General features: G+C 72.1%; 21 protein-coding genes and 1 pseudogene. 5 read left to right on the plus strand and 17 right to left on the minus strand.

Annotated elements, in window-relative coordinates; all coding sequences use genetic code 11:
• Positions 1–67 precede the first annotated feature (67 nt).
• Complete coding sequence (locus AB0J04_RS13700; protein WP_363168563.1) at positions 68–1,720, plus strand: fused response regulator/phosphatase; 1,653 nt, start codon at positions 68–70, stop codon at positions 1,718–1,720.
• Positions 1,721–1,733: 13 nt separating this feature from the next.
• Entirely contained in the window at positions 1,734–2,096 is a 363-nt protein-coding gene (locus AB0J04_RS13705) for an isomerase (protein WP_363168564.1), read from the plus strand.
• Between the two features lie 21 nt (positions 2,097–2,117).
• Here the strand turns inward: AB0J04_RS13705 and AB0J04_RS13710 are convergent, their stop codons facing one another.
• From AB0J04_RS13710 to AB0J04_RS13725, 4 genes and pseudogenes are all read right to left on the minus strand, one after another.
• Positions 2,118–2,807, minus strand: a complete 690-nt coding sequence (locus tag AB0J04_RS13710; RefSeq protein WP_363168565.1) for a TetR/AcrR family transcriptional regulator — start codon at positions 2,805–2,807, stop codon at positions 2,118–2,120.
• Between the two features lie 80 nt (positions 2,808–2,887).
• Positions 2,888–3,611 (minus strand): annotated as a pseudogene (locus AB0J04_RS13715) (PDR/VanB family oxidoreductase); the annotation flags it as partial.
• A gap of 114 nt (positions 3,612–3,725) precedes the next feature.
• A complete protein-coding gene (locus AB0J04_RS13720) occupies positions 3,726–5,651 on the minus strand; it encodes a hypothetical protein (RefSeq protein ID WP_363168566.1) in 1,926 nt (641 codons plus the stop codon).
• An 81-nt stretch (positions 5,652–5,732) separates the two neighbouring features.
• A complete protein-coding gene (locus tag AB0J04_RS13725; RefSeq protein ID WP_363168567.1) occupies positions 5,733–6,248 on the minus strand; it encodes a tetratricopeptide repeat protein in 516 nt (171 codons plus the stop codon).
• A gap of 101 nt (positions 6,249–6,349) precedes the next feature.
• Between AB0J04_RS13725 and AB0J04_RS13730 the strand changes: the two genes are divergently transcribed.
• Positions 6,350–6,799 carry a hypothetical protein gene (locus tag AB0J04_RS13730; protein WP_363168568.1) on the plus strand — a complete coding sequence of 150 codons (450 nt, stop codon included), beginning with the start codon at positions 6,350–6,352 and terminating at the stop codon, positions 6,797–6,799.
• 122 nt (positions 6,800–6,921) lie between these two features.
• Here the strand turns inward: AB0J04_RS13730 and AB0J04_RS13735 are convergent, their stop codons facing one another.
• The 10 genes from AB0J04_RS13735 to AB0J04_RS13780 form a co-directional block, all read right to left on the minus strand.
• Entirely contained in the window at positions 6,922–8,517 is a 1,596-nt protein-coding gene (locus tag AB0J04_RS13735; RefSeq protein WP_363168569.1) for a DUF1996 domain-containing protein, read from the minus strand.
• Positions 8,518–8,688: 171 nt separating this feature from the next.
• A complete protein-coding gene (locus AB0J04_RS13740) occupies positions 8,689–9,345 on the minus strand; it encodes a response regulator transcription factor (RefSeq protein WP_363168570.1) in 657 nt (218 codons plus the stop codon).
• Entirely contained in the window at positions 9,330–10,610 is a 1,281-nt protein-coding gene (locus AB0J04_RS13745; RefSeq protein WP_363168571.1) for a sensor domain-containing protein, read from the minus strand. The genes AB0J04_RS13740 and AB0J04_RS13745 overlap by 16 nt, the downstream gene beginning before the upstream one ends.
• 53 nt (positions 10,611–10,663) lie before the next feature.
• Positions 10,664–11,689, minus strand: a complete 1,026-nt coding sequence (locus AB0J04_RS13750; protein ID WP_363168572.1) for an NAD-dependent epimerase/dehydratase family protein — start codon at positions 11,687–11,689, stop codon at positions 10,664–10,666.
• A 66-nt stretch (positions 11,690–11,755) separates the two neighbouring features.
• Positions 11,756–12,349, minus strand: a complete 594-nt coding sequence (locus tag AB0J04_RS13755) for a winged helix-turn-helix domain-containing protein (protein ID WP_363168573.1) — start codon at positions 12,347–12,349, stop codon at positions 11,756–11,758.
• A gap of 82 nt (positions 12,350–12,431) precedes the next feature.
• Positions 12,432–12,554 carry a hypothetical protein gene (locus AB0J04_RS13760; protein WP_020137324.1) on the minus strand — a complete coding sequence of 41 codons (123 nt, stop codon included), beginning with the start codon at positions 12,552–12,554 and terminating at the stop codon, positions 12,432–12,434.
• A 92-nt stretch (positions 12,555–12,646) separates the two neighbouring features.
• Positions 12,647–14,482 carry a HEAT repeat domain-containing protein gene (locus AB0J04_RS13765; RefSeq protein WP_363168574.1) on the minus strand — a complete coding sequence of 612 codons (1,836 nt, stop codon included), beginning with the start codon at positions 14,480–14,482 and terminating at the stop codon, positions 12,647–12,649.
• Positions 14,483–14,554: 72 nt separating this feature from the next.
• Positions 14,555–15,586: a glutamine synthetase gene (glnII, locus tag AB0J04_RS13770; protein WP_363168575.1), complete on the minus strand. Its 1,032-nt coding sequence runs from the start codon at positions 15,584–15,586 to the stop codon at positions 14,555–14,557.
• Positions 15,587–15,858: 272 nt separating this feature from the next.
• The gene (locus AB0J04_RS13775; protein WP_363168576.1) at positions 15,859–16,581 is read right to left on the minus strand and encodes a hypothetical protein; all 723 of its coding nucleotides are present in this window, start codon (positions 16,579–16,581) and stop codon (positions 15,859–15,861) included.
• Between the two features lie 62 nt (positions 16,582–16,643).
• A complete protein-coding gene (locus AB0J04_RS13780) occupies positions 16,644–17,030 on the minus strand; it encodes an arsenate reductase family protein (protein WP_363168577.1) in 387 nt (128 codons plus the stop codon).
• A gap of 141 nt (positions 17,031–17,171) precedes the next feature.
• Here AB0J04_RS13780 and AB0J04_RS13785 point away from each other — a divergent pair, with 141 nt between their 5' ends.
• Entirely contained in the window at positions 17,172–17,486 is a 315-nt protein-coding gene (locus AB0J04_RS13785) for a hypothetical protein (protein ID WP_363168578.1), read from the plus strand.
• Between the two features lie 64 nt (positions 17,487–17,550).
• Here AB0J04_RS13785 and AB0J04_RS13790 read toward each other — a convergent pair whose 3' ends face one another.
• On the minus strand, positions 17,551–18,735 hold the full coding sequence (locus AB0J04_RS13790; protein ID WP_363168579.1) for a winged helix DNA-binding domain-containing protein: 1,185 nt from the start codon (positions 18,733–18,735) through the stop codon (positions 17,551–17,553).
• Between the two features lie 212 nt (positions 18,736–18,947).
• Between AB0J04_RS13790 and AB0J04_RS13795 the strand changes: the two genes are divergently transcribed.
• Positions 18,948–19,247: a hypothetical protein gene (locus tag AB0J04_RS13795; protein ID WP_363168580.1), complete on the plus strand. Its 300-nt coding sequence runs from the start codon at positions 18,948–18,950 to the stop codon at positions 19,245–19,247.
• A gap of 29 nt (positions 19,248–19,276) precedes the next feature.
• Here the strand turns inward: AB0J04_RS13795 and AB0J04_RS13800 are convergent, their stop codons facing one another.
• Positions 19,277–19,861 carry a hypothetical protein gene (locus AB0J04_RS13800; RefSeq protein WP_363168581.1) on the minus strand — a complete coding sequence of 195 codons (585 nt, stop codon included), beginning with the start codon at positions 19,859–19,861 and terminating at the stop codon, positions 19,277–19,279.
• A 5-nt stretch (positions 19,862–19,866) separates the two neighbouring features.
• Positions 19,867–20,787 carry a zinc metalloprotease HtpX gene (gene htpX, locus AB0J04_RS13805; protein WP_363168582.1) on the minus strand — a complete coding sequence of 307 codons (921 nt, stop codon included), beginning with the start codon at positions 20,785–20,787 and terminating at the stop codon, positions 19,867–19,869.
• Between the last annotated feature and the right edge of the window lie 218 nt (positions 20,788–21,005).

Raw genomic sequence — 21,005 nt, forward strand, 5'->3', positions numbered from 1 at the left:
GGGCATTACCTTGGTGGAGCAGGCCTCGAACTCGGCCTGCTCCACCGGGGAGTCCGAGGGTTGACACATGAGCGTCAACGGCAGACGGACGGACCTGACCGTGTTGGTCGTGGACCACACGGCGGCCGGCCGGTTCGCCCTGGGCAGCGTGCTGCGGCGCGCCGGGCACCAGGTCGTCGCGGTCGGCACCGGCAACGAGGCACTCGTCGAGCTGGACGTACGGCTGCGCCGGGGGACCCTGCCGGACGTGGCCCTCGTCGACGTGGAGCTGTCGGACATGAGCGGCTTCGAGCTGTGCCGTCGGCTCAAGACCCGGCCGCACATGTCCGGGCTGCCCGTCGTGCACTTCTCGGCGGGCGAAGCCGCCCCGGGCGAGCTCCGCCAGGGGCTCGAGGCGGGCGGCGAGTCCCATCTGGCGCTGCCGGCCGAGCCCGAGGAGATCGACACGGTGGTCCGGGCGGCCGTGCGGGCCGCGCGGCTGCGGGCCGACGACCAGGCGGCGGCCCGGCGGCTGACGCTGCTGTCGGAGGCGATCGTCACCATCCAGTCGGCGCGTTCCCCGCAGGAACTCGCCGACGCGGCGGCCGAGGGCACCGCGCGGCTCACCGGCGCTCCCGCCGCCGTCTTCGTCCTCGGGCCGGACGACGAGCTCTACCGCGGCACCTCGCGCAACCGCACCTCGCTCGCGCTGCCGGACGCGGGCGCCCACCGGACGGTGACCGCGCTGCTGCGGCGGCTCGCCCACGGCCAGGCGGGGGTGCGGATCACCACCGTGCCCGCACCGCTGTGGCCCGCCGGTTTCTTCCGGCCCGGTGTGGAGCACGACGCCCGGCTGGTGCTGATGCCCACCCAGGACGGCAGGGCCGCGGTCTGTCTGGCCACGCCCACCCGCGGTGTCCGCAGGGTGGACCCCGAGAACGAGTCGCTGCTGGCCCGGCTCGCCCAGGCCACCGTGCTGGCCGCCGAGCCGCTGCTGATGTACCAGATCGAGCGGCACGTCGCCCTCACCCTCCAGCACAGCTTCCTGCCGCAGCCGCACCGGCTGCCCGAGCTGCCGGGCGTCGACGTCGTCGTCCGCTATGTGCCGGCCTCCCGGGAGACGGAGATCGGCGGCGACTTCTACGCGGCCCTGCGCACCGGGGAAGGGGTGCTGGCGGTGGTCGGCGACGTCGTCGGGCACTCGCTGGAGGCGGCCACCGTCATGGTCGAGATCCGGCACGCGCTGCGCGCCTACTGCGTCGACGAGAGCGACCCGGCCGTGCTCGCGGGGCAACTCGACCGGATGCTCCAGCTCTACCATCCCGAGGTCACGGCGACGGTCTGCCTGGCCCTGATCGACCCCGGCACCGGCCGCACCCGGATCGCCAACGCGGGCCACATCCCGCCGCTGATCGTCCGGGACACGCGCAGCGCCGACTACGTCAAGGCGGCCGGCCCGCTGCTCGGTCTGGGCGTGCCCCACCCCGCACCCACCGAGCTGTTCCTCGAACCCACCGACCGCCTCCTCATGGTCACCGACGGGCTGATCGAGACCCGGGGCGTCGATCTCGCCGTGTCGATGGAACACCTGCGCGCGGCCGCCACCGGCTCCATGCCGGGCCTGGACGCCCTGTGCGACACACTCCTCACCTACTTCGACCACAACCGGGACGACGACATCGCCATGCTGGCACTGCGGCTGGAGGGGGATCCTGCGACTAGGGTGAGCCCCGAGACCTAGAACAGGAGTGCCCATGCCGCAGATCACCGTCGACTACTCGAGCACGATGGCGTCCGCCTTCGACCGGGCCGGATTCGCGCGGGCCCTGCACACCTCGGTGGTAGGGATCGCGGCCGCCAAGCCGGAGGCGTGCAAGACGCTCTTCCGGCCGGCCGAGTTCACCGCGTTCGGCTACGAGGACCCCGAGGAGCTGGGGCACGCGGTCGTCCACGTCACGCTCGGGCTCCTCGCCGGCCGCACCGACGAGACGAAGACCAAGCTGACCGAGGCCGTGCTGGAGCACCTGCGCGAGCACGTGGCGGCGGACGGTTTCGTGCTGCACGCCTCCGCCGAGGTCCGCGACCTCGACCCGTCCTACCGCAAGTACGAGAGCTGAGCCTTTCAGCAGGCGACGGCTTCAGGACGCCAGGGCGATGAGCCGGGTGACCAGGGCGCCGAAGGGGCCGTCGGCCGGCTCGCCGCCCAGCATGGGCCGCAGCAGGGTGCGCAGCTCGTCGTCGTAGGCCGCGCTGACGGCGGTCAGCGCGGCGAAGTCGTGCACGAGCTGGAGCTCCAGTTCCTCGCGCGGGATGCGCCGCCCGTCCAGCCAGATCAGCGCGGTCGACTCGGCGAGCGAGATCCAGGACCGGACGATCAGTTCCAGCCGCGGCGGTGGATCGGTGATGTCCAGATGCGACAGGATCTGCTCGTAGGCGATCTGGCGCACGGAGTCGACGAGTGCGTTCGTGGTCGACGAGCCGACCGCCGGGCCGCCGCGCATGAGCGCGGAGAAGCCCGGTCCGTGCGCGTCGACGAAGTCGAAGAACCGGCGCATCACGCGCAGCAGCCGGGCGCCCAGCGGACCCTCGTGCGGCTCGCTGAACCGGCTCGCGAGATCCTCCGACGCCCGCTTCAACGCGGCCTCGTACAGGCTGAGTTTGCCGGGGAAGTAGTGATAGACGAGGGGGCGCGAGATGCCCGCGGCCGCGGCTATCTCGTCGATGGAGACCTCGTCCGGCGAGCGCTGGGCGAACAGTTCGAGGGCGACGCCGATCAACTGCTGCCGACGCTCCTCGACTCCCATTCTGCGACGAACCCCGGTAGTCATACGAACACCTTACCGATCGGATCCGGACTCCAATGGACCGGACCGGACCGGGTGTTCACCCCGATCGGGCAGGGAGTCGATCACATGTCCAGCGCCAGTCGCCCACCTCGCGCCCGCGACACACAGATCAGCATCGAGTCGCCGCGCTCCGCGTCGGTGAGCAGTTCGTCCCGGTGCTCCACCTCGCCCTCCAGTACCCGCTGTCGGCAGGTTCCGCAGAAGCCCTGCTCGCACGAGTAGACGGTGTTCGGCAGCTCGGCGCGTACGGCGGCCAGCACGGTCGAGTCGGCCGGAACCGTCAACACCCGTCCGCTGCGCCGGAGTTCGACCTCGAACGCGTCGCCCTCGCCGACGGCGCGCGCCGTGAACCGTTCGAGCCGGACCTGCGGCGCCCGCTCCCGGACCGCCGTCATGAGCCCCTCCGGACCGCACGCGTAGACGGCCGTCCCCTCGGGCAGCTCCGCGAGCGCCGCGTCGAGATCCGGCCGTCCCTCCACCACCGTCACCCGGTCCCCGCCGAGCTTCGCGAGCGCTTCCAGGAACGGCATCGACGCCCGTGTGCGACCGGCGTAAACCAGCCGCCAGTCGGCGTCTTCGGGCAGGGCCCGCAGCATGGGCAGGATCGGCGTGCTGCCGATGCCTCCGGCGACGAAGACGTACGAAGGCGCCTCGACGAGCGGGAAGTCGGTTGCGCGGTCCCCGCACCTCGATCTCCGCTCCCTCCCACAGCTCCTCGTGCACCTCGCGCGAGCCGCCCCGCCCGCCGGTCACGAGCCGGACGGCGACCGTGTAGGAGGAGGGGTTCGCAGCACCTCGTCGTGGGCCTGGGAGTGCATCGCCTCCTGCCCGATGCTCGTCGGGCCGCCCTCCCGGCTTGTTGGGTGGGGCGGTGAGGGGGATCAGCGGGGAGAGGGGGGATCAGCGCAGGCCGCTGATCGAGCGCCCGTCCGCCGACGTGCCCTCCAGGTCGGCCTGCGCGCCCTGCTTCGCCGGCACCGTCAGCAGGTTGCCCTGCCCGGAGCCGGTCACCCCGCCCGTCGTCCGGATGGACGCCGTCTCCTTGTCGCCGGCCGCGAGGAGGTACCAGTCGCCGCCCTTCGACTTCCACAGCACCCCGGCCAGCACATGCGGATCGCGCGCCCCGCACGCCGGCACGTCCCCGGCCTTCGCCACGGCCGCGCCGAACGGTCCGCCCGGCGTGTGGAACTGGGCCAGCACCCGGTTGCCGTCGCCCCGCCAGGTCTCGGCCCGGGTGCACACCCAGGCCGCCGAGCCGCTCGCGTCGGGCAGCTGCTGCCGGGTGTAGCCCCAGGCGTTGACCGTCCGCACACCCTGTCCGCGCGCGTCGGCCAGCGAGCAGGCGAACGGCGCCCAGGTGCGCAGCGCCTCCGCGCCCGTCGCGTCGGCGGGCGCGGACGGGCGGCCCGCGGTGAGGCGGGCGGGGACGAGTTCGCCGAGGTCGCTGAGGAGGTGGCTGCCGGAGGCGTCGGTGAGCTGGAGGACGTTCCAGGTCGTGCAGGCGTCGGTCTGGGTGGCCGGGCTGGACAGGGGCGAGGTGATCCCGTCGGTCAGGGTCAGGTCCAACACCCCGGCGCCCGGCTTCGACAGGTCCCGCTCGCCGGCCTTCGTGACCCAGGGGGCCGTCAGATAGCGGACGTTGCCGTCGGACCGGCCGAGGACCAGCGCGCCCGCCTCGGCGCGGGTCGCGCCGTCCACCCGGGCGAAGTCGAGGGCCGCCCCGGCCGTGCCGTCCTTCGGTTCGGCGTAGCGGGCGATGCGCAGACCGTCGTAGAGGATCACCACGCGTGCGGCGTCGACCTCGCCGGCGTAGAGCAGCTGGGGCGGTCCGGCCGGGCCGCCGGTGGGGGTGTCCGGGGTGGTGGAGACCCGGACGCTCTCGCCGGGGCGGGCCCAGACGGCGAGGGCACGGCGCAGCAGGGCGGTGTCGCGGGTGAGCGGGCCGCGCGCGGGCCAGACCGAGAAGTCGGTGCGGGCGGAGGTCTTCCAGGCGGCTGGGGGGAGCTTCACCAGCCGCCCGGGGTCGAGGGCGGCCTCGGCGGCCGGGTTCTGCGCGTACGCCGGGGCGGCCGCGCCGTCGGGTCCCCAGCCGCCGCCGGGCAGCGCGACCAGGGCGCCGCACACGGCGAGCGCGGCCACGGCGGCCAGCGCGGCCCTGCCGTGCTGGCGGCGGCGCATCAGATCGGTGGGCCGGGCCTGCAGCGAGCAGGCGTCGAACTCGGGGGAGTCGAGCAGCGCGTACTGCGCGGCCGGGATCTCACCGGCCTCGCGCAGCGCCGCCGCCACGTCCTCGACGCCGCATTCGGTGAGCACCTCGCGCACATCGCCGTCGGGGAGCTTCTCCAGACCGCGCAGCACGTAGGCGGCCCGGGCCGGGCCCGAGAGGGCGGCGAGCCGCTGGTCGAGGGCGAGTTCGTCGGCGCCGCCGGAGCGGGGGAAGAGCCGCAGGCCCCACACCTGGGGGAGCAGCGGCGGCAGCTGGGCGCGCTTGGGCCGGGCCCGCAGCCTCAGCGGCAGCCCCGCCTCCAGTGCCGTACGGACCACCTGGAGGCGGACGTAGGCGTACCCGGGGTCGTCGTCACGGCCGGTGGACTGGGCCGGGATGACGGGGGCGCAGGCGCGGCCGCGGGGCAGGGCGCGCTGGGCGAGAGCGTGTGCGGTCAGGACGCGGCGACCGCGGCCGAGGCCGGGTGGCAGCACCAGATAGGCGAGCCGGACGAGACGCGGGTAGTGCTCGACGAGCGCGGCCTCGGCCTGCTCGACGTCGACGATCCGGTCGGCGGAGGATCCGGCTGAGGGGCGCGGGGCGACATCCTGTGACTGCACGTCCAGGCAAACGAGCGACACGGTGGATGGTCACCGCCGTCGCCGTCGCCCCCCGCTGTCGCCGCTGCCGCCGCCGTGTGGTCAGCCCTGCGGCTCGTCCGCCACGAGCGCTCGCGCGTAGTTGGCCATCGACCGCTGGTAGCGCGGCAGATGGGGAGCGAGTGCGCCGAGGACCAGGGACAGGCCCTCGCGGTCGCGGCCCAGGCTCGACAGGCACAGGGCCAGACACGCCCGTACGGCGTCGTCCAACTCGTCGGACGGGCCGTCCAGTTCGGGGGTCAGCAGCTTGACGCCCTCCGCCGCCTGCCCGATGTTGCGCAGCGAGCTGGAGAGTTGGATCTTGGCGCGTCTGCCGCGGTAGCCGCTCACCTCGCTGAGGCCGCGCGCGAGCGCCTGGCGGTAGAGCGGGGCCGCCTTGTCCGAGTGGCCGGTCGAGTCCCAGGCGCAGGCCTGCTCGAACGGGCCGAGCGGACTGCCCTCGGGGAGTTCGGCGACGAGCGCGTCGATCACGGCCCGGAAGTCGGCCGCCCGCTCCTCCGGACAGTCGTCGAAGGTCGCCCAGGCGGCGGTCACGCGATCTTCCCAGTCCTTGTTCACCGGCTCACTCTGGCACGGGCGCCCACGCCGGGGCACCGGTATTTTGAGCGCACCGTGCGTGGGAGCCGTATCCAGGGCGAGGCTCTTGCAGGGAGGAACAGATGAAGGTGACCCGACCGATGCTCGCGGCGGCCGCCGCCGCGGCGGCGCTGGTGCTGACGGGCTGCGGTTCCGGCGGGGCGACGAAGGCCGCCGCGACCGTGCCGGTGACGGCGACCGGCAGCCTGGAGCAACTGGCCACCAAGGTGAAGTGCACGCCCGACATGCAGACCGACGCCGACGAACTCCGGCAGGCCATCTGCAAGGTCGCCGTCGGCAAGTTCATCCTGGTGACCTTCGCGACCGACCGCGGTCAGCGCGAATGGATCAACGGGGCCAAGGACTACGGCGGCCACTACCTGGTCGGCCGCAAGTGGGTGGCCGTGGGCGAGGAGACCAGCACCGTGAACGCGTTGCGCAAGACGCTCGGCGGTGACATCGAGGAGGGCACGGACCACTCCGTGCACGTCTCGGGCGAGCCCTCCGACGGCGCGACCCACTCCGGTCACTGACACCGGTCGCCGGCCGAACCGCGCAGACAGAACTCCACACACACGAAAGAGCCGGCGGTGAGGAATCCTCACCGCCGGCTCTTTCGTGTCGGCCCTTCTCAGGGCCGGTACCGCTCAGTGGATCACTTGCACTGCTTGCCGGTGTTGATGCAGTTGACCATCTTGTTCATCAGGTTCGTGGAGAAGAAGTTGATGAAGTCGTTGTGGTCGGTGATCGGCTTGTGCAGGTTCTCCGGGAAGGTGTCCACCGCGTACGGGTTCACAACGGTCCCGTTCTGCAGCTTCGGGGCCGGGACGTTGTACACGAGCCGGACCTGGAGCTGGGGGATCGCCTTGAAACCGTTGGCGCAGGTGCCGTCGGCCTGGACGAACGACACGTGCGTGCGGTGGTTGGCCGAGTCGATGTTCTGGCCGTCCCAGCAGCTCTGGAAGTTCGACGTGCGGACCACCTGGCTGCCCTGCGGGCAGATCGGGTACTGGTCCTTCAGCTGCACCTTGTTCTCGAAGCCGGTGCAGCTCCAGTTCACGTTGGCGTTGGCGTTGCCGTTGACGAAGGCCTTCGCGTCACCGGTGATGATGCGCAGGGCCGTCGGCATCGCGACGACGTTGCCCTTCTTGTTGCCGACGAACTTGATCTGCGCCTGGGAGGCCTGCAGGATCTTGCCGACGTTGCCTTCCTTGCCACCGCCGTCGTTGTTCTGGTCGAAGTCCTGCGTGCCGTCCTGGAGACGCAGCACCGGCCAGAAGTACGAGGACTTGTCACCCTGGTTCTGGCAGCTGGTGCTCGCACCGGCCAGTTCCTGGTCGCTCGCGAAGGCGTCGTTGTTCTGGTTGCCCACGTAGTCGTGCAGGTGGTGGGCGCCGTTGGTGACACCGGGGGCGACGATCACGTTGTCCGTGTTGTGGTTGTCGTTCCCGTTGGTGCCGCAGCTCGAGGTGAAGGTGCCCCTCGACCCGCTGTTGCCGTTCGCGGCGAGACCGTTCTGGCCGACGCCCAGCGCGGCGTTGCCCTGGACCTTCGTGATGTCCACGAAGTCCGCGGCGACGGGTCCGTTGCCGCCCTGGCCGTTCTGCTGCTGGCCGCCGTTGCCGCCGTTCTGCTGGCCGCCGTTGTTGCCGTTGTTCTGGCCGCCGTTGTTCTGGCCGCCGTTGTTCTGCTGGCCACCGTTGTTCTGGCCGTTGCCCTGCTGGCCGTTGCCCTGCTGGCCGTTGCCCTGGCCCTGGCCGGCGTTGGTGTTGTTCGCCGCCTGCGTGGTGCACGCCGCGAGCTGGCTCAGCGAGTTGTTGAACTGGCCGCCGGAGCGCGTGATGTTGATCCGGATCCGGTCGATCGTCGCGGCCCGCTTTTCCTTCAGAGGGCCGGTGATCGCGTTCTGGACGAAGCTGGCGTCACCGGCCTGGGCCTGGCGGGTCGAAGCGAGCCGGGTGTACGCCTCGGTGATCTGCTTGTCGAGGTTGGCCAGCTCGGTCGCGACGCCTTGCTTCGCCCCCTTGGGCACGCTCGTCAGCTTCTGCCCCACATCCGGGCAGGAGATGGTGGCCACCTGAGCGGCTGCGTTGGCGGCCTTCGTCTGGTTCTGGCCCGAGCTGTTCGACTCGTGCGCCGAAGCGTAGAAGTTCGCCCAGATCAGCCCGCCCCCGCCGAGCGCTAGGGCCGCCGATGCTGCCACGGCCTTCGTGGCCATCGACGAACGGCGTTTACGTATGTTGCGTCCCATGGAACTCCTCTGACTTCCTTGCGGGGCAGCATCGAGGCGCCCGACAGGAGTGAAGCTGCCCCCTCACTTACGCACGCTGCCCCAGAGGTGTTCAGCGTCCTCAGAAATTGATGAGAGCTCCGTACGACAAACCGACCGCAACACCCCCACATGGCACAGCAGTTGGGGTGCTCACCGATCCCGGTCCAGATAGGCCAACACCGCCAGCACCCTGCGGTTGTCGTCGCCGGCGACCTCCAAACCCAGCTTCACGAAAATATTCGCGGTGTGTTTGGCGACCGCCCGCTCGGTCACGACCAGTTTGGCGGCGATCGCCGCGTTCGACCGGCCCTGCGCCATCAGCTCCAGAACCTCCCGTTCGCGCGGAGTGAGCCGGTCCACCGGCCCCTGTCCGTCGCCCGAACGCCGGGCCAGCAGCTGCTGGATCACCTGGGGGTCCATCGCCGTGCCGCCCGCCGCGACCCGCCGTACGGCGTCCACGAACTGGTCCGCGTCGAACACCCGGTCCTTCAGCAGATAGCCGATGCCGCCGCTGCCGTCGGCCAGCAGCTCGCGCGCGTACAGCTGTTCGACGTGCTGGGAGAGGACGAGCACCGGCAGCCCGGGCTTCGTGCGGCGGGCCTCCAGCGCGCACTGCAACCCCTCGTCCGTGTGCGTGGGCGGGAGCCGGACGTCGACCACGGCGACGTCCGGCTCCAGATCGGCGAGCGCCCGGGCCAGCTCGGGCCCGGTCTCGACCGCCGCGGCGATCTCGAAGTCGTAGGCCTCCAGCAGCCGCACGAGACCGTCGCGCAGCAGGAAGAGGTCTTCGGCTAGGACAACACGCAAGGGATCTCCATGGTCACCATGGTGGGACCGCCTGCGGGAGAGCTGACGGCCAGGACGCCGTCGAATGTACCCAGTCGTCGCTCCACCCCGGCCAGGCCCGAACCGGCGCCGATGCTCGCGCCGCCCTGCCCGTTGTCGGTGACGGAGATCTTCAGCCGGCCGTCCCCGTGGTGGAGGTCGACCCAGATCCGGTCGGCGCCGGAGTGCTTGACCGCGTTGGTCAGCACCTCGCTCACCGCGAAGTAGGCCGCCGACTCCACGGGGGCCTGCGCCCGGCCGCCCTCCAGCTCGACGCTCACCTCGGTGGCCACCGGCAGCCGCAGCGCCAACGCCCGTACGGCGTCCCCGAGTCCGCGCTCGGCCAGCACCGGCGGATGGATGCCGCGCACCAGGTCGCGCAGCTCGGAGAGCGCCTCCGCGGACGACCGACGGGCCTGCGCGAGCAACGCCTTGGCTTTCTCCGGGTCCTTGTCGAGCAGCATCTCGACGGTGCCGAGGTCCATGCCCATCGCCACCAGCCGGGCCTGGGCGCCGTCGTGCAGATCCCGCTCGATGCGCCGCAGTTCGGCGGCCGAGGTGTCCACGGCGTCCCGCCGGGTCTGCGTCAACACCTTTACCCGTTCGGCCAGTTCGGCCTGGCTCGGGGTGAGCATGGCCTTGGTGAGGAGGAAGTGGACCTGGAAGGCGCGCACGGTGTACCGGTGGGCGACGAAGAGCAGGACCGCGGCCAGCGCCCCGGCGCCGAAGGCGGACGTCCGGTCGCTGACCGGCACGAAGAGATACCAGTACGCGTCGGCCTCCGTCTCCGTGTACACCCGCCACAGCCCGGCAGGCAGCGCCAGCCCCTCCAGCGGATAGAAGACCAGGACGGCCGGCAGCAGGGCGGTCAGGAACCCGGCCGGCAGATCCACCAGGAGCCACAGCAGGTCCCGCCAGGTCGCCGGGTCGCGCAGCAGCGCGAAGGTGCGCCGGAACGGGTTGACGCTCGCGGGGGCCGGCCGGTACGCCGACGGGATGCGCACCCCGCCCCACCGCTCGGCGAGCGCCCGCCGCCGGTCGGCGTAGGCGCGCACCCCCTTCACCACAAAGGGGGTGGTGAGGGCCCCGACCCCGATCGGTATCAGCGCCATGGACACGAGGGAGAGGCAGAGGCCCAGGATGCTCAGCGGCAGCGACACCACGGCCAGCGCGAGCCCCCGCACGGCGGCGAGCACCATCCCCCGTGCCCTCGAACCGCCTTCGCCGCTCTTCGTGTTGGTGTTCATGCCGTCAGTCTGGCCGAGCCGCGGACCGGCGGTCACTGGCCCGAGGCCCCCGGTCAGGAGGTGGTGCCAGGTACACCCCTCGACCCGGCCAGCGCCTTCGCCTCGACCTCCGGGTCCAGGCCCAGCGGCGGCCGGTCCGGACGCCGCGGCGCCGTCCCGCCGATCGACGTCAGCCAGCTCCAGGTGTCGGCGACGGTCTCCTCGACGGGGCGGCAGGACAGCCCCGTCGCCACCGCCCGCGAGACGTCGGCCGCGTGCAGGGCGTCGTGCATGTCGCTGCCCGGCGGCACCCACACCGGCAGCTGGGTCCACGGCTCGATGCCCGCGTCGAGGATGATCTCGGGCGCGGTCCAGCGCAGTTCGGCGGCCGAGCCGGTGGCCCGCACGCACGCCTCCAGCAGCTTGTCCATCGTCGCGTGCCCCTGCGGGCTGATCAGGTTGTACGGCCCGCTCAGCTCCCGCTCGGCCGCCCCGAGGATCCACTCGGCGAGGTCACGGGCGTCGACGTACTGCAGGGGCAGATCGTGCGGGCCCGGCGCGAGGACCGGGCCGCCGCGCGCTGTCCGGGTCAGCCACCAGGGCAGTCGGCCCACGTTCTCGAGGGGTCCGAGGATCAGCCCGGCCCGGACGAGGACGGAGGCGTCCGCGCCGAAGGCGTCCACGGCGGCCAGCTCGCCGCCGCGCTTGTCCCGGGCGTAGTCGGTCTGCCCGGCGTCGGCTTCGGCGCCTTCGACGACCGGCGCGTCCTCGGCGTACCCGGCGGGCGGGGCCCAGGTGTACACCGAGCAGCTCGACACGTACACGTACCGGCCGGCGCGGCCCCGCAGCAGCCGCGCCGCCTCGTGCACGGCGCGGGGCGCCGCGGACCAGGTGTCGACGACGGCGTCCCAGTCGTCGCCGCTCTTCGCCAACGCGTCGAGGCCCCCGGGCGCGGTGCGGTCGCCGGACAGCGACCGCGTGCCGGGGACCGGTGCGTGCCGTCCCCGGTTCAAGGCCGTCACCTCCCAGCCGCGCCCGAGGGCCGCCTCGACGACGGCCCGTCCCACGAACTCCGTACCACCCAGCACCAGAAGTCTCATACCGGTGACTGTGCCCCGTCCGGACGCGGGAGGGAACCGCGCTCTGCCGTCGGCAGACGGACCCGGTCAGCGGCCGGTCGGCGGGGTGTACTTGTAGCCGACCCGGCGCACCGTCTGGATCGACTGGCGGTGCCGGACGCCCAGCTTGCGGCGCAGCCGGGCGATGTGGACGTCGACCGTGCGGCCGTCGCCCACATGCCCGTAGCCCCACACCGTGGTGACGAGCTGGTCGCGGGTGTGCACCCGGTTCGGGTACGCCACCAGATGGGCGAGCAGCTCGAACTCCAGGTAGGTGAGGTCGAGTTGCCGGCCGTCCACCGCGGCGGTGCGCTGCGCGGGGTCGATCCGCACGAGCGGTTCGCCGGGCCCTTCGGCCCGTTCGGCGGCCGACTGCTCCGGCACCGCGACCGGCAGGAACGGCGGCTGCCGGTCGGCCGGCACCAGCACCAGGTAGCCGACCATCGGCGGCTGCCCCGGCAGCGTGGGCAGGGTGTGCTGGGGGGCGGGCAGCCAGGTCGCGCCCGGCGGCAGGAAGTCCGCGACGTCGACCACCTCGTCCCGGTCCACGGCGCGAAGCCGGTGCCGGGGCGAGCCGGAAGAGGCGGTCGTGGAGGGTGCGGTGAGGGAGGGAGCGGAGGAGAGAGAACGGGTGTTCGCCATGAGAGGTCAGCTCTTTCGCGCGAGGAGTTCGTCATCGAAGGACGTACGTCGTGCGCGCTGGCCGAAGGCCGGGTGTACGGCTTTAGAGGGCCGGCGCGTTCACCGCGCGGCAACACACCCGGTCGAAGTCGTGGTGCTGACGGGAGGGCCAGAAGGGCTCGAGGTCATGGCGACCTGTCGCGGTGTACTTCTGGAAGCTGGCCATGGCCCCATTGAAGCAGACACCGGCCCGTCGCAGGAGCCTCCTCTCACAGCTTGGACGGATCCTTGACGTGAGGCTGAGACGTGAGGCCGGCGTCAGCCGACGACTGCGGCGGTCGCCAGCAGCGTGCGGACGGCGGCGCGCACCTCGTCGTCCGGGTGCGGTCCGTCGCCGTACATGTGGTCGGGGACGATCCGGCGCGGTGACTCGGCGCCCTCGCGCAGCGGGGCCACGGCGAAGCGGGGGAGGAGGCCCATCTCGGTGAGCGTCAGCACGGGGTGCGGGGCGCCGGGGGAGAACCTGTCCCACTCGAGCGCCTGCCGGGCCAGGGGTTCCACGGTGTCCTCGGTCCGGCCCGTGACGCGCCAGACGGCCAGCGCGGCCGCGGCCCGGGTGCGCGACAAGGGGCTCGGCGCGAGGAGCGGCTCGATGAACGGCAGCAGCGGTGCGGCGGCGGGGCCGAGCCGACCCGCGAGGATCGTGGTCCAGGCCGATGCCCCTGAGCTCATCTCCCGCCGCAGGAGGGACAGCGCCGGCTCGGGGTCGTCGGCGACGGCGTGGAGCGCCATCGCGGCCTCCACCGAGACCGAGGAGTGGACGCCCGCCGCCACGCAGTCGCGCAGCGCCCGTTCGGTCACCTCGCCCGCGGCGGGCCCCAGCCCGGCGAGCACGTCGACCGCTGCCTGCGGGTAGCCGGTGCCGTGGCGCGTCAGCAGCTCCGCGAGCTCTCCGACGGCGTCCGCGGCCGCCTCGGGGAACCGGGTCAGCACCTTGACCAGTTCCGGGTGGCCGGTCCCCAGCCGCCGGGCCACCGCCCGCCCCACGGGCAGCGCGTCGGCCCCGAACTCCTCGGCCACCGCGCGGACCGCGCGAAGGGTGTCGTACGCCCCCGGCGTCTCCTCGGCGAGCCGCACCGCCTCCTCGACCGCGACCGGCACGCGCGCGCGTGCCAGCACGGTGACCGCCTTCGCCCGCACCGCCGGGTCGTCGTCCGCGAGCAACGGCATCACCTGCTCGCCCACGCGCGCGTGCAGCTCCGGTGGCAGCGCGCAGGTCAACTGCGCCAGCTGGTACAGGTCCCAGGTCTCGCGGACCGACTCGTGCAGTGCCCAGGGCAGCACGTCGGTCTCGCGGTCCCGCCAGCGTGCGGTGATCTCGAAGGCGAGCGGTATGCCACGGGCGAGGGCCCGCAGCGCGGCCCCGGGTTCCTCCAGGAGCCGGTCCTTGAACGTCCGGTGGGCCTCCGGCCACAGATGGCCCTCCGACTCGGAGTCCTCCCGCTCGTCCTGCGGCTGCGCGCCGTACGCCCGCGCACAGGCGTCGACCAGCGAGTCCGGCAGCGGCGGTTCGGTCGTGCGCAGCAGGTCCTCGGCGGCGGCGAGCGCGACCCGGGGCTCCGGGGCGGTGAGCAGGGCGCGCCGCCAGCCGCCGTCGCCCGGCTCCAGCAGGCCGAGCGCGGTCACGATCCGGGCGCGCACGAGCGGGTCGGTCTCCGCCGCCAGCCGGTCCCGCAGCAGGGGCGTGGGCGCCGGCGCGCTCTGCCGTCCGCAGGCGGCGATCAGCAGCGCCATCGCCTCGCGGACGGCGGGGTCGGCGTCCTGCGTCAGATGCAGCAGGGACGGCAGCGCCTGCGCCGTGGCCCGCCGGCACCGCTCCTGTTCGTCCGTCGGCCCGGCCCAGTTCGCGAGGTCCGCGAGCAGCTTGAGCAACTCGGCCCGGTGGCCGGGGCCGTGCAGGGCGAGCCGGATCAGCGGCTGCGCCGCGGGTGACGTGCGTGTCGCGTCCCGGTAGCACAGGAGGGAGTGCAGCCAGTTCATCGCCTCCTCGCGCACCGCCTCGTCCGTGGACTCCATCGCGCGCAGCACTCCGGGCACGTCCCCCGCCAGGCCGTACGGGCGTACCGGTCCCGTCGAGCCGTTCTCCATTCCCATGAGGGCGGACGATATGCGCAAGGGGCGCCCACCGGAAAGGCGGGCGCCCCTTGCACAGAGGATGCGGGCGGATCAGACCTGGCCGGCCTTCTCCAGCGCCGAGCAGCAGGTGTCCACGATCAGGCGGGTCACCAGGTACGGGTCGACGTTGGCGTTCGGGCGGCGGTCCTCGATGTAGCCCTTGCCGTCCTTCTCGACCTGCCACGGGATACGGACCGAGGCGCCGCGGTTGGAGACGCCGTAGGAGTACTCGTTCCACGGGGCGGTCTCGTGCAGGCCCGTCAGGCGGTCGTCGATGCCGGCGCCGTAGTTCTTGACGTGGTCGAGCGGCTTGGAGCCCTCACCGAGCGACTCGCAGGCGGTGATGATCGCGTCGTAGCCCTCGCGCATCGCCTTGGTGGAGAAGTTGGTGTGCGCGCCGGCGCCGTTCCAGTCGCCCTTGACCGGCTTCGGGTCGAGGGTGGCGGAGATGCCGAAGTCCTCGGCGGTGCGGTAGAGCAGCCAGCGGGCCACCCACAGGTGGTCGGAGACCTCCAGCGGGGAGACCGGGCCGACCTGGAACTCCCACTGGCCGGGCATGACCTCGGCGTTGATGCCGGAGATGGCGAGACCGGCGGCGAGGCAGTTGTCGAGGTGCGCCTCGACGACCTCACGGCCGAAGATCTCGTCCGCGCCGACGCCGCAGTAGTAGCCGCCCTGCGGGGCCGGGAAGCCGCCCTTGGGGAAGCCGAGCGGGTAGCCGTCCTGGAAGAACGTGTACTCCTGCTCGATGCCGAAGATCGGCTCCTGGGCGCCGAACTTCGCCTCGACCTCGACCAGCGCGGCACGCGTGTTGGACTCGTGCGGCGTCATGTCGATGTTGAGGACCTCGCACAGGACGAGGACGTCGTCGCCGCCGCGGATCGGGTCGGGGCAGGTGAAGACCGGCTTGAGGACACGGTCCGAGGAGTGGCCCTCGGCCTGGTTCGTGGACGATCCGTCGAAGCCCCAGATTCCCAGCGCGTCGAGACCGGCGGGCTCGCCCGCGATGATCTTCGTCTTGGAACGGAGCTTCGCCGTCGGCTGGGTGCCGTCGATCCAGATGTACTCAGCCTTGAAGGTCACGGGCCACTTCCTTCGGGGGTGTGTCTGACGCACTTGCGGGTGCTGCGGCGCTGCGGCACTGGGGCGCCGCCGGTATTGCCGGGAAGCTTGTCAACAGGCGATTTCCCGATCATTGCTCGAATGTGAACCCCGTGTTACCTGGTGGTTCTGTGGCGCGGCTCACGGTGTGAGCCCGGAAAGACGGTGCAGGCCGGGAAATACGGCGGTCCTGCCGCTCGTGGCCGCGAGCGACAGGACCGGTGACACGTACGTGGGTTCTCGGCAGCCGAGCCTCACCCCACCTTCTCGATCAGGGCCCGGCGGATCAGGAACTTGCCGGGCTCACGGACCAGTTCGAACGCGGCGTTGTTCAGCAGCGCGCAGCTGCCGGAGGGGCCGGTGACCTCGACCGTCGTGGACTTGTTGTTGTCCAGGTTGGTCACCTTCAGCTTGGTCCCCACCGGGAACTGGTTGCTGGAGGCGGCCGGGGCGCCGGCCTCCCCGGAGAGGGTGATCGTGGAGCCGTTGCAGACCTGTTGGCCGGAGGCGGCGCCGCCGTTGCCGGCGTTGCCGGTGTTCCCGGCGTTGCCGGTGTTCCCGGCCGGAGCCGAAGCGGCCGGAGCCGAAGCGGCCGGGGCCGATGCGGCGGGAGGCGAGGCGGCCTGCGAGGGCTGCGTCGACTGGGAGTCCTGAGCCGACTCCCCGACGACGCACCCCGACGCCTGCTGCTGCACCTTGATCTGCGCGATGACCGCCTCGCGGTTGGCGATCCGGGCCTGCGACTGCGCGTCCGGAGCGGCCCGCTGGCCGTCGATGAACGCCTGGTTGTTGCCGAGCGCGGTGGCGAGCCCCTGACAGACCGTCGAGTTCGCCGCGGACAGCGTGTTCGCGTTCTGCGCGGGCTGGGAGGCGTTCGAGGTGTTCGCCATCACGAACGCCCCGCCGCCCGCCACCGCCGCCGCGCCGACCAGCAACGCGATCTTCTTCTTCGTACCGACTGTTCTCCTGCGCGACATGCGCGCCTCCTGGGACGTAGGGGAACGTACGCCGGTGTGTACGAGATTCCGAACGAGGTTGCTCAGGGGTTACGCGGGCCCTTTGGTGTGACGCGCGTCACGGCATCCCGTACGGCCTCGTCGGTGCGAGCCACCACCGCCGTGCCGTCGTCCGCGGTGATGATCGGGCGCTGGATGAGCTTGGGGTGCCCGGCGAGCGCGCCGATCCAGCGCTCGCGTGAACCGGCGTCCCGCGCCCACTCCTTGAGGCCGAGCTCCTCGGCGACCGCTTCCGAGGTGCGGGTGATGTCCCAGGGCTCCAGGCCGAGGCGGTCGAGGACGTCCCTGATCTCGTCCTCGTCGGGCACGTCCTCCAGGTAGCGGCGGACGGTGTAGTCGGCCCCCTCGGCGTCGAGGAGCGTGAGGGCGCTGCGGCACTTGGAACAGGCGGGGTTGATCCAGATCTCCATGCCCGTCACGGTAGCTCCAAACCGGCCCGAAAGCCCTTGTGATCAGGGGCGATTGTCAGTGGGGGGCAGTAGAATTGAAGCAGTGTTCGAGGGTCCGCCGGAGGTTCCGGGCCGGGCCCTGACCGCGACAGGAGGATGCCTGTGCCCGCTGCCGCACTGAAGCCGAAGCCGTCCGCGACCCAGTCCACCGCGAAGCGTTCCGTCGAGCTCGATCTGCCCTATGTGCCCGTTCAGAAGCGGCCGTTGCCGCCCGGGCGGCCGCGCGACTGGTACGTCATGCACAACCGGCGTCTCAAGGCCATGCGCCTTGCCATAGCGCTGCTCGACCTGGGCGTGTATATGCCGAACCAGGCCCGCAACGAGAAGATCCGCAGCACGGCCGAACTGATCGGCGTCCATCCGCCGTCGGACACGACGTGCCACATGGTGCGGGCCCTGCTGCGTTACTCGCGCTGAGCCGTGGCGCCGGGCGCCGTTCGTATGCGACGGCGCCCGGCGTCGGGGCGTTCGCCCCCCGAGCTCAGCTCGCCAGCTCCTTCTCCACCGGCGTGCGGAACCTCGGCGTCACCCGGGTCGCTCCCACCCACGCCCCCAGCCGCTCCGCCTCCGCCGCGATCGCCGCCTTCGCCTCGCCGCCGATCCCCTCCCCGTCCAGGATCCGCCACACGATCTCCCCGTCGGCGCGCTGGGCCCAGCCGCCCACCACCCGGCCGTCCCACCACACCGTCGGTCCGACGTTCCCGCTGTAGTCGAAGAGGGCGGGGCGCAGCTCGGGGGCCAGATACCAGTCCCGGCCCTGCCAGCCCATCGCGGTCGGGTCGAGGGCGGGCAGCAGGGCCGCCCACGGCTCCGCGGGGCCGGGCACGGGATCCACATCGCCGTCGAGGACCCACCCCGTGCCCTCGTCCAGCGTCACCGCCCGTGCCCCGATCGCGGTGAGCGCTCGCCGGACGTCCGTCACCCGCCAGCCCGTCCACCACTTCAGGTCGGCCTCCGTGGCCGGGCCGCACGCCCGCAGCCAGTGCCGCAGCAGATCCGACTGGGCGTCCGGCACGGGGAGTTCGGGGTGCTCGGGGGCGAGCGCCCAGCGGAACTGGCTCGACGTCCACGAGCCCAGCGGGCGCCCTCTGACCACCTTGCCCTCCACCCCCAGCACCCTCAGCAGCCGGGTCACGACCGTGTGGACGCCCTCGTAGGACTTCCCGGCCGCGTACACGAACTGCTCCCGCAGCCGTGGCTCCTCGCGGGCCAGCTCGGCGGCCGTCGCCTGGCCGAGCCGGGCCAGCGCGGCCAGCGCCGACTCCTCGACCTCCTTCAGCCAGGCCGCGTCCGGCGCGCCGGCCTTCGCCATGTCCTTCACCAGCGTGGCCCGCTCCCGCGCCGCGACCGTGAGGCCGGTCGAGGCGTGCACGACGGCTGTCGACGCCGTCGGGAACACGAAGACGGTGTGCCGCATCCCGTGCATCCGGACGAGGGACCGGTCCGCGTACAGCGCCCGGTCGGTCTCCGGCACGGTCACCGTCGGGTCGGCGAGGCGGGCGCCGATCGCCAGATACACCGTCGCCGGGTCCGAGCCGTGCAGGGCGAGCAGCGCGTCGGCCACCGCCTCGGGCGTCGCACCCCGTGCCTGCGGCGCCAGCCCGTGCCGCAGCATCAGCCTGGCCCGCCGCTCCGCCACACCGACGTACCGCAGTCCGTCGCCCATCCCGGCCTCCGCCCCTCGTCATCTCGTTGCCGTCCGCATCCTCCCCGACACCACTGACAATCGGGCGGCCCCGGGCGGGGGCACGGCAGCCGCAGCGCACCGTGAGCCAAAAGGAGATGCACGTTGAGTGACGGCTTCCGTACCCTGGAGGCATCAACCCGCCCCCAACGCTACGCACAGTCACTCGTCCCTGCCCAGGAAGGAGGTACGCCATGGGCACCGTCGTTCTCTCCGGGACCGTCGTCCTGGTGGTCCTGGGATTCGGAAACCCGCTCTACTGGCTCGCCGCCGTCGCCGTGCTCTTCCTGTACGTGCGCTACGGACTCGACGCGTCCTCGATGTCGTCGACGTCGTCGCCGTCCGCGCCCGGTCCCGCCCAGGGTCCGGGTCCCGCGCCGACCTCGTACAAGGCCTACCGCGAGCGCCGTGACACGCAGGCCAAGTGGGAGCGTCGCTACCGTCGTGAGCGTCCGCTGGAGTACCGCCGTCAGGAGCGCGAGCGCGGCAAGTAGCCGCAAAGGACCTACGAGCCGGGGGAGCCCTACAGTCCCGGGGCTCCCCACACCGGGAACCAGCGGCTCAGGTCCTGTTCCAGCCGCAGGTCGTTCGCGAGAGCGGCCTTCACCTGCAACTCCAGCGCGTTGTCGCGCCGCTGCCCCGCTCCGGGCAGCGGCGCGAACGGATAGAACGAACCGCGCTTGTAGAGGTACACGAGCGCCAGCGCTCTGCCGTCCGGGTCCTCGAACCCGGCGAGGGAGCACAGCAGCTGCGGCCCGAAGCCGTTGACCTCCATCGCGCTGTTGACCGCGTGCAGATCGTTGACCAGGAGCGACAGCTGGTCGGGGGTCCGTTCCGAGACCAGCCAGGAGTAGCCGAAGTCGTCCCGCAGGAGTCGCACCGGGGGACCGGTGCGCTCGGTGTCCGCGTCGAGGAGCGCCTGGACCTCACGGTGCGTCTGCTCGAAGGCCGAGCCCTCGACGGTCGCGAAACACACGGCGCCCTGCCCGGTCGGGGTGAACCCGGCGGCCGCCTCCAGCGTCACCGCGGCCGAGGGCAGCGCGAACAGCTGATCGAGGTCGGGCACGACCGGCTTCGTCCGGCCGAGCAGGATGTCCAGCAGCCCCATGTCCCTCAGCCCGCCTTCCCGGGCGTGGCCGCCTCGCCCAGCTCGGCGGAGATCCGCCCCAGCTGGTCGAGCCGCTGCTCCAGGCTCGGGTGGGTGGAGAAGTACCGCTCGATGCCGGGCTCCCTGCCGGTCGCGGGGGTGAAGTAGAAGGCGTTGAAGGCCTGCGCGGTCCGCAGATCCTTGGTGGGGATCCGGGCGATGTCGCCGGAGACCTTCGTCAGCGCGGAGGCCAGCGCCGAAGGACGGCCGGTCAGCTGCGCCGCGGCCCGGTCCGCCGCCAGCTCCCGGTACCGGGACAGAGCCCGGATGAGGAGGAAGCTGAGCGCGTAGACGGCCGCCGAGACACCCATCACGGCGGCGAAGACGACCGCGGTGTTCTGGTCCCTGCGCCCGCCGCCGAAAAGCTGCGAGTAGAACGCGAACCGCACGATCAACCCCGCGATCACGCCCAGGAACGAGGCGATCGTGATGACGGCCACGTCCTTGTGCGCGACATGCGACAGCTCGTGCGCGAGGACGCCCTCCAGCTCGGCCGGCTCCAGCCGCCCCAGCAGCCCGGTCGTCACGCACACCACCGCGTGCTCGGGATTCCGTCCGGTCGCGAACGCGTTCGGCATGCCCAGGTCGGAGACGGCGACCACCGGTTTGGGCATGTCCGCGATCGCACAGAGCCGGTCGATCACGGCATGCAGCTCGGGATACTCCTCGCGCTCCACGACCCGCCCGCGCATCGCGAACATCGCGATCCGGTCGGAGAACCAGAACTGCGCGACGAACATCGCCGCGATCAGCACGACGACCAGCAGCCACGACTTCAGCAACAAGATCAACGCGGCGACGAACGCCACGTACAGCAGTCCGAGCAGGAACAGCGTGACCGTCATCCGCACGGTCAGGCGCCGGTCGCTCCGGAAACGGCTCTGCATCTGCATCACCCCGCAGTCAGGCACTCGTCCCACTGCAAGTGTGCACCGTCCCAGCCCCATGAACGGGTCCGTAACGGGCCTAGACGCAGCAAAAGCTCTCTGCGAGGTCCCGGGAAGCCGTCACCGCCCCGCTCCACGAGCAGCCGCAACGCGGCGATCCGCACCTGCCGGGGCCGGTCGACACCGAGCCGGTCGACACCGAGCCGCTCCCCGCTCCG

It is taken from the genome of Streptomyces sp. NPDC050263 (assembly GCF_040655955.1).
Classification (GTDB): Bacteria; Actinomycetota; Actinomycetes; order Streptomycetales; family Streptomycetaceae; genus Streptomyces.